Source organism: Luteimonas saliphila (assembly GCF_016774335.1).
In the GTDB taxonomy this organism is placed as follows: Bacteria; Pseudomonadota; Gammaproteobacteria; order Xanthomonadales; family Xanthomonadaceae; genus Luteimonas; species Luteimonas saliphila.
In genome coordinates this window covers 13,094-27,368 of sequence record NZ_JAETWA010000038.1, presented here as the reverse complement: position 1 = coordinate 27,368, position 14,275 = coordinate 13,094, and the positions used below count along the sequence as shown (strand labels likewise).

The following is a 14,275-nucleotide window of genomic DNA, read 5'->3' as shown; positions in this document are numbered from 1 at the left end:
AAGACATCCATGTCTTGCTTGTCGCGATCCCCGGGCGCCAGGGCGCGGCTCATCGTTGCCTGCCCGCGATGGCCGGGTGGCCAGCTTCTTCGAAGCCAGGCCAATGATGCTCCGACGGGCGTTCCGGGCCGGGGATTGCGGCGAGCAGCGCATGGATGCGCTGCGGCGGCGAGTCAGGCATGGGCGAGCGCGGGCCGCACGCGCGGCACTGCCGCGCGTGCACGTGAGCGCCGGCGCGCTGTGCCGGCCGGACCGCGCGCGGTCCGAGTGGCAATCCCCGGCCCGGAACGCCCCGAGCCGCAAGCCCGGGACCACCCCCTGACAACCGGGCCAGGCTCCCTCACATGGGAGAAGAACCAAACAAAAGACCCCGGGCGTCGCCGCCCGGGGTCCTGGTACCGCTGATGCGGTGCAAGCGTCGAGTAGTGCTTACTCGGCCTGGACTTCTTCGGCCTGCAGGCCCTTCTGGCCCTGCGCGACCTTGAACGACACGGCCTGTCCTTCCTGGAGCGACTTGAAGCCGCTGCCCTGGATGGAACGGAAGTGCACGAACAGGTCGGCGCCGCTCTGCGGGGTGATGAAGCCGAAGCCCTTGGCGTCGTTGAACCACTTGACGGTGCCGGTTTGACGTTCAGACATGGTGTTACTCCTTGGATCAGTTGAGGAAACACGGCCCGCAAGGCGCGGTGCCGGGACTGTATCGAGCAAGGGGTAACACGAAGCGATGGAGCGGATCGTCTGGAAAGGCCGTCGCCGGCTCTGGAACCTGTTGATCAACCGCATCGGAGCCACGATGTACCGTGATCCCGCTTTGAACAGTGCAGGCACCATACAGCACTTTCGCCGGATCGGGGGGCTGATGGCGAAGAAGACGCGGTCGAGTTCAGTTCCCGGGGACCTCGGGAGCGGCCTCGGGCAGCGCACCGAAGGGCCGGCAACGGCAGGTTCGTCGCTAGCCGCCGGTGCGGCCGTCGCGCGCATGGCGTCGCGCCGCGCGGCCACGCCGGCGGCGCTGGCGCGCAACCGGGTACGGGACCTGCGGCGCCGCATTCAGTCGTCTTGCACGCCGTGGTCGCTACACTCGCGCTGCACGCCGTTGCCGCCTCCCGACCCGATCCCGCGCTCCGCATGTCCTCCGCCACGCCGTTCCGTCGCTCCCTCGCAGTCGCCGTCGTCCTGGCCTGGTCGCTGGCCGCCTGCGGCTCGCGCCAGGACAAGTCGGAACCGCCGCCATTGGGGGAGACCTTCGGTCCCGAAGACACCTACTCGCGCACCTATCCGGTGGCGCCGGCCACCGCCTGCGAGGCGACGCGGCGCGCGCTGCTGGGACAGGGCTACGTGATCGGCAAGTCGGCGACGGATGCGCTGGAGGCGACCAAGAGTTTCCAGCCCGAGGCCGAGGTCCACACCCAGCTCAACGTGCGCGCCACCTGCGTGCCGCAGGCGATCGGCGGATCGATCGTGTTCCTCAACGCGGTGCAGGACCGCTACGCGCTGAAGACGCAGTCCAATTCGGCCAGCGTGGGCGTGAGCATGATCGGCTCGGTCTCGCTCCCCGTAGGCAGCAGCAACGCCAACCTGGTACGGGTGGGCAGCAATACGGTGCAGAACCAGGACTTCTACCGGCGGTTCTTCGACCGGGTGGCGTCCTACCTGCCCGGCACACCGGACATGGTGGCGCCGCTTCCGCCGGAACCGGACAGGCCACCCGATCCCCTGGGGCCGGATCTGCCTGGGCAGTAAGGCGCGCGGGTAGTTCCCGTCCACGCCCACTGGGCGCATCGCGTCCCCCGGATCGGACCGTGGAGCCGGAGCCGCGACAGCGAGATCGGTCCATAATGGAAGTGCGGCGCATCTCCACGGATCGGCCGACTGATCCCAACCCTCCAACCTCGCCCGACCTGGCCATGACGATGGATCCGATTCCGCTCGAAGACCTGGCCTTGCTGGATGTCCTCCACCGGGTATTCCAGTGCGACGATTCCGTCCCCATCGAGCCGGAGATGAAGCAGCGGCTGATCGAAAGTGCGCTTGTCGAGGAAACGGACGATGGCCTGCGCCTGACCGATGCGGGCGTGGCCATGTGCAAGTCGTTCAGGCACAGGATCGAAGCCGACAAACGGGCCGCGATGATCATCGGGCAACGCGGGTAAGCGACTGCCTGTTCGGGTCCGTCTGGGCCGACACCGCGAACACCAGCGACTGGTGCACCTGGGCCCCCGCCCATGCGCCGTCGCCCACCGCGAGCGAGACCGAATGCGGCACGCGCGCGACGTCGCCGCAGGCGAACACGCCGGGGACGGAAGTCTCCTTCGCCTCGCTGGTGCGGATCTGGATGCCCATCGGCGTGTCCATCAGTTCGCAGCCCAGGCGTTCGGCGAGATCGGACGCGGGCGCGTTGCGCGACGCGGTGAACAGCCCCGCGAAGGCCCGTCGCCGACCGTCCGCGAGCACGATGTCGGCGTGTCCTTCGATGCGGTCGATCGGAGTCGGTTCGAAGGCGATGCCGAGCGCCGACAACTCGCGTGCAGCCTGCGGGTCCAGTTCGAGCGCGCCATTGGCGAACAGCGTCACCGTCCCCCACTCCGGCAGCAGCCTGGCCTGGTGCAACGACATCGGGCCGGTGGCGATCACGCCGATCTCTCCCCGGTCGAGTTCGTAGCCATGACAGTAGGGGCAATGGAAGACGCTCCTGCCCCAGCGTTCGGCCAGGCCCTGCACCGCAGGCAGCGCGTCGGAGACGCCGAGCGCGAGCAGCAGGCGCCTGCCGGGGTGCTCGGCACCGTCGCTCGTGGCGACGATGAAGTGGTCGCGGGTGCCGGAAGCCGCCACGGCCGAACCGTCGATCCAGCGCAGCGTCGGGTAACGCTCGAGCTGCGAGCGCGCGACGCTGGCGATCATGGCGGGATCGCTGCCGTCGTACCCGAGGAAGCCGTGCGACGTGGCCGCCATACGGTTGCGTCGCTGCCCGGCGTCGATCACCAGCACGCTTCGTCGCGCCCGCAGCAGCTGCAGGGCGGCGGCCATGCCGGCATAGCTGCCGCCGACGATGATGGCGTCGTGGCTCATGCTGCGGCGCTCCGCTTGCGGGCCTTCGCCTTGTGCGCCTTGTGCCGCTGCGCGAATGCGTCGGCCAGTTGCGCCAGCGACACCGAGGCGAACCGCTTCATCAGCAGCGCTTCGGCCTCGTCGAAGGCATCGTCGAGGGCGGCGTTGACCACCTGTTCGACCAGGCAGGCCGGATGTTCGCTGCGATGGCCGATGGCGAACAACGCCGGCTCGCCGAGCGCCTCGTGCAGGTCGCGCAGTGTCACCGTGGACAGGTCTGCCTGGATCGTCCACCCGCCCGCGTGGCCACGATCGGCACCGACCAGCCCGGCCTCGCGCAGCAGGCCCATCGTGCGCCGGACGACGACGGGGTTGGTACCCAGGCATCGGCCCAGCGCATCGGACGTCATCGGCCCCCGGTGCTCGGCCATGTGCAGCAACGCGTGGAGGACGGCGGAAAGGCGGCTGTCTCGCTTCATGTAACAAACGATGTTACAAATGGCGTCCCTCGTCAAGTGCCACGATCATCATGTCCTCGTTCAACGATCCCGCCGCAGTCGCCAGGTATCTCGAAGGACCCGTGGCCAAGGTGCCCGGACTGGCGGCGCTCCACCGGATGTCGGAGCTGCTGCTGGCGGAACTCGTCCCCGACGACGGCCGCGTGCTGGTGCTCGGCGCCGGCGGCGGACTGGAGCTCAAGGCATTCGCCGTGGCGCGCCCGGGCTGGCGGCTGGTGGGCGTCGATCCCTCGGCCGCGATGCTCGGACTGGCGGAAGACACCCTGGGCGCGCTGGCGGCCCGGATCGAACTCATCGAGGGCCATATCGATGACGCGCCGGAGATTCCTTTCGATGGCGCGACCTGCCTGCTGACCCTGCACTTCCTGTCGCCGGAAGCGCGCCTGCACACCCTGCGCGAACTGCGGCGGCGACTGCGCCCCGGCGCGCCGCTCGTGGTCGCGCACCACAGCTTCGACGCCAGCGAAGCGGGCAAGACCCGCTGGCTCCGGCGCTACGCCGCGTTCGCATCGCCCTCCGGACGCCTGGAGCCTGGCGCGGACGCGACGATCGCGGCGATGCGCGAACGGCTGCCGGTCCTGTCGCCCGAGGCGGAGGTGCGCCTGCTCGAACAGGCGGGTTTCGAGGGGATCGAGCTGTTCTATGCCGGATTCACGTTCCGCGGATGGGTCGGGTATCGCGCGTAGTCCTCGATGCGCGACGCAATGGCGATGCGGAAACACCAGGGTCGGCTTCGCGCCCGTGCAGGCCGGGGTCAGCCGTGCGCACCCGGATAGATCAATCGACGCGTTGTTCCCGCGTCGCCGTCTCCAGCCGCGGGCCGGGTGGCGCATCCGGTGGACGCGCCTGGTGGATCACGTTCACGATCGAAGCCGCGCCGACATCCATGTAGAACACCTTGACCGTGGCGCCGTCGACCATCCACTGCACCGTCCTGCGCTGGAACGGCGCATGCGTCCAGTCGCTGGAATGCGGCTTGCCCTGCGCCGCCTCCAGTTCGCCGACGACCGCCTCGAAGGCCTGCATGCCGTCCGCCTGTGCGGGCATTCCGTCGAGCCCCATCGTCACCTGCATCAACCCGTCGTGTCCGAAGAAGAACGACACCGTGAACACATGGCCTGCCCGTTGCACGTCCGGCAGGCGCAGACCCTCGACCTCGCCACCCGCCAGCTCGTCGGGAACGTCCGGCGGCCGCGCTCGCGGAAAGCGCTGCTGCACCTGCGCCGGGCTCATCCCGTAACTCGCACCATCCCACAACACCTGCGCCCCGGCCTGCGGGGCATGCAGACACAGTCCAAGCAGTACCGCACCGAGCATCTTCCCCATGCCTCGCCCCTGGATCCTCCGGAACCGGCCGGCGGGACTTTCCGCCGGACTCACGCGGACCGATCCACTAGGTTACGGGATCGACCGGTCCGAGGTGCCCGCTTCGCTGGGCATCTGCGGCACGAACACACACCACGGGCCGCGCTTTTCCCGGATGCGGCCTGCGGCCTTATCCGGGCTACGCGATGGTCGGGTGGATCGGCGCGGGCGGCGGCCAGTGGCGTAGCTCGGGTAAGCGAAGCGCACCCGGGACGCGTGCGCACGACGTCGGCAGGACAGCCGGCGACGGATGCCGGCGTTTTCCCCGGATGCGGCCTTCGGCCTTATCCGGGCTACGCGATGGGCAGGTGGATCGGCGCGGGCGGCGGCCAATGGCGTAGCCCGGGTAAGCGAAGCGCACCCGGGACGCGTGCGGACGACGTCGGCAGGACAGCCGTCGACGGATGCTGGCGTTTTCCCCGGATGCGGCCTTCGGCCTTATCCGGGCTACGCGATGGGCAGGTGGATCGGCGCGGGCGGCGGCCAGTGGCGTAGCCCGGGTAAGCGAAGCGCACCCGGGACGCGTGCGGACGACGTCGGCAGGACAGCCGTCGACGGATGCCGGCGTTTTCCCCGGATGCGGCCTTCGGCCTTATCCGGGCTACGCGATATCCGATGGAATCGGCGCGAGTTCGTCGAGCTGCGGGCTCACGCCCGTTCCACTCCCGGCCGGCCCTGCTCCGTCGCCAGCCTGGCAACGATGCGCTTGCGCCCTCCGGCCGCGGACACCCGGTCGACGGCGACCACGTCGGTGCGCCATCGCTCCCTGTCGATATCGAACAGCTGGTAGCCGCGCCGGTTGTTCAGGAGCGCCGTATGCGGATTCTCGGCTAGCACGTTCTCCCAGGTCTCCGGAATGTCGTCGCCATCGCCTCCCGACGCGATCGAGGTCGTGACGTACTCCGTCGCCACGGGCGTGCTGAGCAGGTCCTGCGTGTTCGAGGGGATCACACCGGCATGATGCTTGTGCACATCGCCGGTGGCGACGACGACGTTGCCGAGGCGGCGCTGCGCGATCAGGTCGACCAGCCGCTGGCGCGCCTGCGGATAGCCGCTCCAGGAATCGGTGTTGAGCGGCCCTGCCGCGCGGCTTCCGGGGTACGTGTACGGCATCATCATCACCTGCTGGGCAAGCAGGTTCCAGCCGAAGTCGCCTTCCAGCCCCTGCGTCAGCCAGCGCTCCTGCGCCTGGCCGATGACCTGTTCCTCGCCGGGTTCGTCCTGCGGACGGCATGGCCGCATCTTCGCCAGCAGCGATGCATCGCACCGCTGCCGGGTGCGGTACTGGCGGGTGTCCATCAGATGCACGCGCAGCAGGCTGCCGTAGTCGAGGCGGCGATGCATCGTCAGGCCGTCGGTACGGGGGAACTGCGCACGGCGCACCGGCATGTTCTCGTACCAGGCCTGCATGGCGACATGGCGACGCAACGCGAACACCTCGGGCGGAACGCCGTCCTGGTCGTTGGCACTGGCCCAGTTGTTGTCGATCTCGTGATCGTCCCAGGTGGACAGGAACGCGGCCGCGGCATGCGCGGCCTGCAGGTCCGGATCGGTCTTGTACTGCGCGTAGCGGCGCCGGTAATCGTCGAGCGTGTAGATCTCGTCCCCCGCGTGCTGCCGGGCGATGCGGTTGCCCGCGGCGTCGACGACGGACTTTCCGGGCTTGCCCGCGCCTTCGTAGATGTAGTCGCCATAGTGGAAGACCGCATCCAGCTCCGGCTCCTCGCTCAGGTAGCGGTAGGCGGTGAAATAGCCGCCTTCCCAGTGTTGGCAGCCCGCCACGCCGATGCGCAGCCGGTCCACGGCAGCACCGGCCTGCGGCGCAGTGCGCACCGTGCCGACCGGGCTCGTCGCCTGGCTTGCGACGTGGAAGCGATACCAGTACGGACGGCGGGGCCGCAACCCGTCCACCTCCACGTGCACGCTGTGGCCGAGTTCCGGACGGGCGATGGCTTCTCCCCGGCGCACGATCCTGTCGAACCGATCGTCTTCCGCCACCTCCCACAGGACCGGCACCGCCACCATCGGCATGCCGCCGTTCCCGGCCAGCGGTTCCGGTGCGAGCCGGGTCCAGATCACGAAGCCCCCGGGGAAGGGGTCGCCGGAGGCCACGCCCAGGGCGAACGGGTCGCCGCGGAAGGCTGGCGAGGCCCATAGCCTTCCGGCGGGTCCCAGCCCGGCGAACAACGCCATCGCGCTGGCGCCCAGCAGGAATTTTCGACGATCCAGATATGCGGACTTCATCATGCGGTTCACTCCTCCACCGACGCAGGGGCCGGTACGCCGCGGTGGCGAACCGGCGGGGTTTGCCCGGTTCAGAACCGGGCACGGATGCCGACCGATGCCCTGCGGCCGCTGGTGATGTAGATCTGGCTGTGGTGGCCCTTCTCGCCCAGGCCGGTTTCGCCGTTGGAATACACGGTGTGACGGTTCTGGTTGAAGAGGTTGTTCACGCTGAAATAGGCCTCCAGACTCAGCCAGTTGTCCCTCGTACGCGGAATGACGGTGAAGCCCCCGGACATGTTCACTTCCAGGTAGTCGTCGAACGGCTGCTTCTGGTTCATGACGACGCCGAAGGCGTTGGTGATGTTGCCGGTCAGGCCGCGGTCCTTCTCGTCGCTCCAGACGGTGTTGAGGTTCAGCCGGCCCCGGCCATGGCGCCAGGCGAGTCCGAGGTTGGCCACCTGCTGGGCCACGCGCGGCATCACCACTGACGGGTTGGTGTGGGTGTAGGACCCGCGCACGGTCAGGCCGCTCAGGGCGCCGGGCAGGTAGTCCATGGCATGGTTGAACTCGAACTCGTAGCCATTGACGCTGATGTCGTCCGGCAGGTTGGCCCTGGTGGCGACCAGGTCGATCGGCTCGTCGCCGTCGTAGCCGAACTCCTCGGCGGTCATGGTGACGTCGCTGATCAGGTCCTTGATCGTGTTGTGGAACAGACCGAAGGCGACCAGGCCGACCGGCTCGAAGTACTTCACCAGGCGCACCGAGAGGTTGTCCGAGTACTCCGGGAGCAGGTTGACATTCGGGGCAGTCAGTACGTTGCCGTCCTCTCCGCCGTAGTTCACCGACCATACGCCCGCCAGGTCGCCCACTTCGGGGCGCAGGATGGTCCTGCTGTAGCCGGCCTGGAGGTTGAAGCTGTCGCTGAAGCCGTACTTGAACGAGGCACTGGGGAAGAAGTCGCTGTAGCTGCCCTCGTTGTTCTTGCGCGGGTTGGTGAAGTACTGGTACTCCAGTCCCTCGATGCTGGTGGCCCGGCCGGTGCCGGCGCTGACTGCGTAGCCGGCGGCGGCGACCTGCTCCGCGCTCAGCGGATCGAAATCGTGGCTGGTGGTCCTGGTCTGCTCCCAGCGCAGCCCGGCCTGCACTTTCAGCTTCCCGGTGACCTCGGCCGTGCCCATGAAATAGACCGAGTCGATGTTCTCGTCCATCGCGTTGGCATTGGCCACGTGCGCGTTGTACCACTGCGCCGGCGTCAGGCTGCGCACCCACTGCTCCGGGTTGGCCCGCATCATGTCGTGGATCCTGCCCAGGCTGTACACGTACAGGTCGCCCCCACCCAGGGTCCTGACATTCATGCCCGACTCGCCGCTGTGCCAGTCGTTCGCGCTGCGTACCGCGCGCAGGAACTCGGTATTCGTCAACGGACCGTCGTAGGTCCAGATGTTCGCGTCGGAAGTGTTGCCGAACGCGTACTCGCCGCGCGTGGCCTTCAGGCCGCTCTTCCAGGTCACCGGCACGCTGCCGAGGTCCTGGTAGAACTCGAAGTCCAGGCTGCCGCCACGGTAGTCCAGGTCCGCGCTGCTGCCGCTGGTCGTACGCACGGTCGGGCGCGTCGAGCTGCCGAGGGCGCCGGCATAGGCCCCGATGACGTAACTCTCCGGCAACGACCAGTCCGGGCCGCTCAGCTGCTGGATCTGCCAGTCCTGGTGCATCCAGTCGCTGCGCGATGCGCTGTAGTTGCCGCTCGAGGTGATGTTGTTCAGCACGTCGGACACCTGGCCCTTCTTGCCGGAGATGTAGCGGCTGTCGGAGGTCGCCGAAAAGAGCTTTCCGTCGAGCCTGAACCTTTCGTTCTGCCACACGAAGCCCGGCACGAAATTGCGCGAGTATCCGACCTTGTAGTGGTAGACGTTGTTGGTGTTGAGCGTGGTGGCGCCGTCGGGATAGCGCGTCGTCCAGTCGAGCGACGGGTCGCCGGAGGAGTTGCGGGAGTTCGAGAACGTCGGGGTGATGGTGTTGGCGTCGATGTCGCCGCGACTGACATTGGCCATCAGCGACAGGATCAGCTCGTCGCTGGCCTTGTAGTCGACGCCGAACTGGGCGACGCGGCGGTTGTACTCGCGGTCGTAGCCGGCGCCGGCGATCGAGGTCACCGCATAGGGGTACGGGCTGGCGTCGGTCGCGACGTAGTTCCGGCCCGCGGTGATCTGCGTCTGTTCCACCAGGTTCGTCACGCTGCTGATGCCGGCGACGATCCCGAGGCGACCGTCGAGGAACACGTCCGAATAGTTGATGGTGCTCGACGGCAGGAACTTGCTGTCGTATCCGCCCTCCATCCAGCCGGTGTTCCTGCCGTCCCACAGGCCGGCGTGGGTGGTACCGCCGAGCGACACGGTGATGCGGCGGCCCTTCGCGTCGAACGCCTTCCTGGTGCGGATGTCGATGGTGCCGGCGGGCGCGTTGGCGTCCATGTCGGCGCTGGTGGTCTTGTAGATGTTGATCGACTCGACGCCGGCGAGCGCCGACTGCTCGAAGCTGAAGGTGCGCGAGCTCGACGAGTTGGCGTCGATGCCCGGCAGGCTGATGCCGTTCAGCGTCACGCCGGTGTACTTGGCCGGCAGGCCGCGCAGGGAGATGTTGCGCGGCGCATCGTCGGCGACGACATCGAAGTCCACGCCCGGCATGTACTTCAGGAACTCGCCCGGATTGCCGTCGGCGATCTCGCCGAAACTGTCCGCCGACAGGGTGTTGGTGATGTTCATCGACGCACGCTGCTCCATGATCGCGCGCGCGTCGCCCTCGCGAGCGCCGACCACCTGCACGGCGTCCATGGAGACGGCATCGCCACCGCCGCCGATCGTGCTGAACATCTCGAACGCGGGTTCGCTGGTTTCCCCGGCGCGCACCTGCACCCGCTGCTGCACCGTGCCGAAGCCGGTGAACTCGACCGTCAGCAACTGGATGCCGGCGGGTACGCCCATGATGCGGAACTCGCCGCGTTCGCCGGACGTCGCCACCTGGCGTCCGTCGATCTTGACGCGCGCGTTGCGCAGGTACTCGCCGGTCGCCGGATCGAGCACACGGCCCAGGATCGAACCGGTGCCGACGGCCCGGCCTCCGGCCACCTGCTCCTGCGCTTGCTCGGCTTCGTTCGCGAACGCCTGTGAGGCGACACACAAGGCGACCACCACCGCGCCGGACAGCGCAGTCTTCATCAATGCGGACATGGGGGCTGACTCTCGATCTACTGAAGGAAGGGGTCTACACGATGGGAGGCGCGCGTTCGTGCTTCGCACCGCACTCCGGAGAAGAACAACCCTTCCTGGACTGCAACATCGCCAGCAGTAACCGGTCGACTCCCCCCGGTCCAGCTGCCCCCCGACCGCATCCACGACCCGCGCATGGATGCGATCCGGTAATCATCCATCCGATGTATGACAACGCATTGACATGCGTGCGCTGCGCCACACGTCCGTGCGTCGATGACGGTTCGGCGTCGATGTCCTGTCCGCAACGAAGTGTCGAATGCCGACGCGTGTCGCACCCGGGCGACGAGGTCGCAGCGGACGAACCACGATCGCTCCTGCGACTCGATGGTCGGTACGCCGGGCGGCACGCGCCGACGGATTCGTGCGCAGCGCCATACCGGGAGTCGCGGATACGCCTGCGGACGCGGCCTCGCTACATGCCTGCCGCCGGACCGCAGTTCGACACGCCGCCTGCGGCGGGCATCGGCAGCGGCGGCAGCTCCGCCGCCAGCTCGTGTTCGGCGATGCGGGTGCGCGCCGATTCGCTGAGCATCTGCAGGTCGGTGACGACATCGGCGGCCAGCCAGCCGATCGCATCGTCGGGATGGTCGATCAGGCCCGCGGCCAGGCTGACGTGGCGCTGGTTGCCGGTCGCGCGCAAGGCGAGCAATGCGTCGAGAACCACGCCGGTGTCCGAGTCGCGCAGCAGCGGCGCGGCGAGATCTGCGGCGGCGACATGGCGGCTGCGGGACAGCTCCACCAGCGCGTGCTGGCGATCGGCCGGAACGGCGCTGCGCAGTCCGGCGGCCGCCTGCGCGACATGCGATTCGATCAAGCCGTTGTCGCCACGCATGGACGCGACCTGGGCGAGGACGCGCCTGAGTGCGGGATCCTGCTGCTGGCGATACATCGTTCTCAGCGCGTCATCGGGCAGCACGTCGTGGTTTTCGCCGAGGTCGAACACGCCCCTGCTGGCGATGGCGATGCCGTCGCGGCCTGGATGTTCGGCGAGAAAGTCGTCGAGCTTTTCGCTGAAGTCGCGGCGATCGTTCCAGGCCAGCGTCAGCAGGTCCCTGAGCAGCCGGTCCGTGTCGGGGCGGGATGCAACGGCACGGTTCGCGACACCCGTGGGCCAGCCGGACGCCTCCCCGGCCGCCGTCACCGTTCCGGACGCGGCCGACGACGCGAACGTCGCCGGCCCCTGCACGGGGCTCGCTTCCAGCTCGGCGATGCGGGCTTCGGACACGGGCCCGCCCGCCTGCCGGCACTGGTGGGCGTCGCCGCCCACCAGCATCGTGACCACGGCACCGACGCCGATGCCCACGGCAAACGTGACCGCCAGCGCCGGCACGAACGCGTGGTTCATGGCCATGGTCGCCCCCGCCGGATCAGAGGTTGCCGTAGCCGATCGCGCCGTTGCAGTGCAGCCATTCGCTGCGACCATTGCCGCCGCCGCACTGGCCGTTCTGGTAGACGCCGGTGTTGTAGGTCTGGTCCTCCGACTGGCGGATGCTGCCGTTGACGCTGATGTAGTCCACCTGCACGTCGCGATTGCCGCCGTCGTTGGTGAACTCGACCACCGAGCCGCCGGATGCCGACGTGGTCGCGGTGTAGTTGGCCATGCTGGTGGTGAGTGTCCAGCTGGCGATCGTGGCGTTGTTGACCTTGAGCGAGATGTTCTCGCCGCCGGCGGTGCCGCGCGCGCGCACCACGATGGTCTTGCTGCCGCCACCGGGAGGCGGATTGCTGCCGCCGGAACTGATGGTGATGTCGCTGCTGCCCTGGCTCTGGTAACCCTCGGTGGCGAAGACCATGTAGTCGTGGTTGCCGAGGTTCAGTCCGCGGCTCGCCCAGTAGTTGAAGTGGTTGGCCACCGTGATGGTGCCGGAGATGTTGCCGAAGCCCTTCTTCGGATTGCGCACGCTGAAGTACTGGTAGAAGGTGCTGTTGTTGCCCTCGATCGAAGGCGCGTTCTGGCGCAGGCAGCGACGCACGTTGTAGGTGGCGCCATCGCTCTGGAAGCTGCCGTAGTCCACGCCGCCGGCGCAGCTGGCCGGGTTGTAGGACCCGTAGCTCTCGATCACGTAGTACTCGATCAGGGGGCTGCGGGTCCACCCGTACAGCGCGAGGTACGAATTCTGGCTGTTGTTCACGCCGTAATAGCCGGAATAGTTGACCACGCGCGGGCCGCCGGGATTCCAGCCCTTGCCGCCCACCCAGTTGTTGGTGTTGCTGGTCCACTGCGAGCTGTAGCGCCCACCCGGATGCAGGGTCATCGACGCGCTGCCCGAGTCCTTCCAGAAGCTGTAGTAGAACCCGTCGTGGGTGCCGGTGGAATTGTTGGTGAGGGTTTGCGCCTGCACGGCGCCGGCGAGCAGGCCGGTGGCGCAGAGCAAGGCGGCGGCGGAGCGCGCGGCGCGGCTTGGTGACTTCATCATCGTGGTTCTCCAAGAGGGGATGTACGCCCTCGCGGCCGCGGATGCGCCACGGGCCCGGGGGCGATGAACGGGGATTGCATGGATGATGGAAAGCCCTGCGCGCGCAGGGCCCGGGGCGATGCCGCGCCGGTGTCGTTGGGGGTCGCGCCGCGATGCGCAGCGGCGGAGACGACATGGCGCCACGCCGGGGCGTGGAAACGAATGCTCCAACACGACAGCCCCTCCCTGGGTACTGCAAGTGCTCGAAACCAACTGCTGTCACGCCGGATGGTAGCGCTACCATCCGACGCCCCAAGTAGAGCAGGATCGACCCCGGCGAACCGCGAACGCGTTCGCGTTTCGACATGCGATGCCGCCGCGGAATCGACGACAACGCTCGACAATTCGAGGAAAAATTGGTTGCGCGTGATTCGAACTGCATGAGACGTGCGTGATGCGCTGCGTGCACTTCGCGCGGACGACTCGTGCATTCGCGCGTGATAGCGATTACATGTCCGTGCGGGCGGTGCAATCGAGCTGGAGGCGCCACCGCCGGCGCGGATGGAGCGCGTCCGGACCATCACGCCGCAATCCGGCCGCACGATGTCGAAGCGGGGCGCGCGTCATCGTCGTGCCAGGCGATGCATCGACGCCGCGAACGAGGAAACCGCTGATGCGCCCCACCCTCACCGTCTTCGAATCCTCACCCGACCGCGGCCGCGGACTGGCCCGCGACATGCGCGTGCGCTGGGCGCTGGAGGAGACCGCCGTTCCCTACGACGTGCGCCTGGTCTCGTTCGACGCGATGAAGCAGGCTGCGCACCTCGCACGCAATCCGTTCGGCCAGATTCCTGCCTACGAGGAGGGGGATCTGGTGCTGTTCGAGTCCGGCGCGATCGTGCTGCACATCGCGCAGCACCATCCAGGCCTGCTGCCCGAGGATGCCGACGCGCGGGCACGCGCGATCGTGTGGATGTTCGCCGCACTCAACACGGTGGAAACGCCGATCGTCGAACGCGAAGCGGCCACCTACGCCGAGCGCGGCAAGGCCTGGCAGGCGGAACATCTGGCCATGCTCGATGCGCGCGTGCGCGTGCGTCTGCAGGCGCTGGCGCGCCACCTGGGCGATTCCGCCTGGCTCGATGGCGCCTTCAGTGCGGCCGACGTGCTCATGGTGCTGGTGCTGCGCAGGCTCGAGGGGTCGGGGCTGCTCGAGGACTTCCCGACCCTGCAGGCCTACATCGCCCGCGGCCAGGCACGGCCCGCCTACCGGCGCGCGTTCGAGGCGCAGCGCGCGGCGTTCGAGGCGACGCGAGGCGGCTGAAGGGCTTGGCACCGGTTCCGTCGTGCAGGTCGATGCCGACTGCGGGAACGGACTTCTGCAGGCGAGCCTGTGCGAACGGGACACGCTCCCGGTGGTCGCCCGCTACCATGCGTGCATGCATCGACCTGG

Annotated in this window: 12 protein-coding genes; 4 read left to right on the top strand and 8 right to left on the bottom strand. The window is 68.1% G+C overall.

Translation table 11 applies throughout. The features are described 5' to 3' along the window. Positions 1-429: 429 nt before the first annotated feature. Positions 430-639, bottom strand: a complete 210-nt coding sequence (locus JMO03_RS11340; protein WP_149103539.1) for a cold-shock protein — start codon at positions 637-639, stop codon at positions 430-432. A 489-nt stretch (positions 640-1,128) separates the two neighbouring features. On the opposite strand from JMO03_RS11340, the gene JMO03_RS11335 reads away from it, so the two are divergent. Continuing rightward, positions 1,129-1,743 carry a DUF2242 domain-containing protein gene (locus JMO03_RS11335; protein WP_202843401.1) on the top strand — a complete coding sequence of 205 codons (615 nt, stop codon included), beginning with the start codon at positions 1,129-1,131 and terminating at the stop codon, positions 1,741-1,743. A gap of 164 nt (positions 1,744-1,907) precedes the next feature. Continuing rightward, on the top strand, positions 1,908-2,153 hold the full coding sequence (locus tag JMO03_RS11330; RefSeq protein ID WP_202843400.1) for a hypothetical protein: 246 nt from the start codon (positions 1,908-1,910) through the stop codon (positions 2,151-2,153). On the opposite strand, the gene JMO03_RS11325 is transcribed toward JMO03_RS11330, so the two are convergent. Continuing rightward, positions 2,134-3,069: an NAD(P)/FAD-dependent oxidoreductase gene (locus tag JMO03_RS11325; protein WP_202843399.1), complete on the bottom strand. Its 936-nt coding sequence runs from the start codon at positions 3,067-3,069 to the stop codon at positions 2,134-2,136. The genes JMO03_RS11330 and JMO03_RS11325 overlap by 20 nt on opposite strands. Continuing rightward, a complete protein-coding gene (locus tag JMO03_RS11320) occupies positions 3,066-3,527 on the bottom strand; it encodes an Rrf2 family transcriptional regulator (protein WP_202843398.1) in 462 nt (153 codons plus the stop codon). The genes JMO03_RS11325 and JMO03_RS11320 overlap by 4 nt, the downstream gene beginning before the upstream one ends. A gap of 50 nt (positions 3,528-3,577) precedes the next feature. Between JMO03_RS11320 and JMO03_RS11315 the strand changes: the two genes are divergently transcribed. After that, the gene (locus tag JMO03_RS11315; protein ID WP_202843397.1) at positions 3,578-4,252 is read left to right on the top strand and encodes a class I SAM-dependent methyltransferase; all 675 of its coding nucleotides are present in this window, start codon (positions 3,578-3,580) and stop codon (positions 4,250-4,252) included. A gap of 91 nt (positions 4,253-4,343) precedes the next feature. Here JMO03_RS11315 and JMO03_RS11310 read toward each other — a convergent pair whose 3' ends face one another. From JMO03_RS11310 to JMO03_RS11290, 5 genes are all read right to left on the bottom strand, one after another. Further along, positions 4,344-4,892, bottom strand: a complete 549-nt coding sequence (locus JMO03_RS11310) for a hypothetical protein (RefSeq protein ID WP_202843396.1) — start codon at positions 4,890-4,892, stop codon at positions 4,344-4,346. A 687-nt stretch (positions 4,893-5,579) separates the two neighbouring features. Beyond that, positions 5,580-7,178, bottom strand: coding sequence for an alkaline phosphatase D family protein (locus JMO03_RS11305; protein ID WP_202843395.1), 1,599 nt, complete (start codon positions 7,176-7,178; stop codon positions 5,580-5,582). 68 nt (positions 7,179-7,246) lie between these two features. Then, a complete protein-coding gene (locus tag JMO03_RS11300; RefSeq protein ID WP_202843393.1) occupies positions 7,247-10,372 on the bottom strand; it encodes a TonB-dependent receptor in 3,126 nt (1,041 codons plus the stop codon). Between the two features lie 466 nt (positions 10,373-10,838). Beyond that, positions 10,839-11,756 (bottom strand): hypothetical protein, encoded by a 918-nt coding sequence (locus tag JMO03_RS11295; RefSeq protein ID WP_202843391.1) that lies wholly within the window; start codon positions 11,754-11,756, stop codon positions 10,839-10,841. Positions 11,757-11,793: 37 nt separating this feature from the next. Beyond that, on the bottom strand, positions 11,794-12,843 hold the full coding sequence (locus JMO03_RS11290; protein ID WP_202843389.1) for a glycoside hydrolase family 11 protein: 1,050 nt from the start codon (positions 12,841-12,843) through the stop codon (positions 11,794-11,796). 652 nt (positions 12,844-13,495) lie between these two features. Here JMO03_RS11290 and JMO03_RS11285 point away from each other — a divergent pair. Further along, positions 13,496-14,146, top strand: a complete 651-nt coding sequence (locus JMO03_RS11285; RefSeq protein ID WP_202843387.1) for a glutathione S-transferase family protein — start codon at positions 13,496-13,498, stop codon at positions 14,144-14,146. Positions 14,147-14,275: the final 129 nt, after the last annotated feature.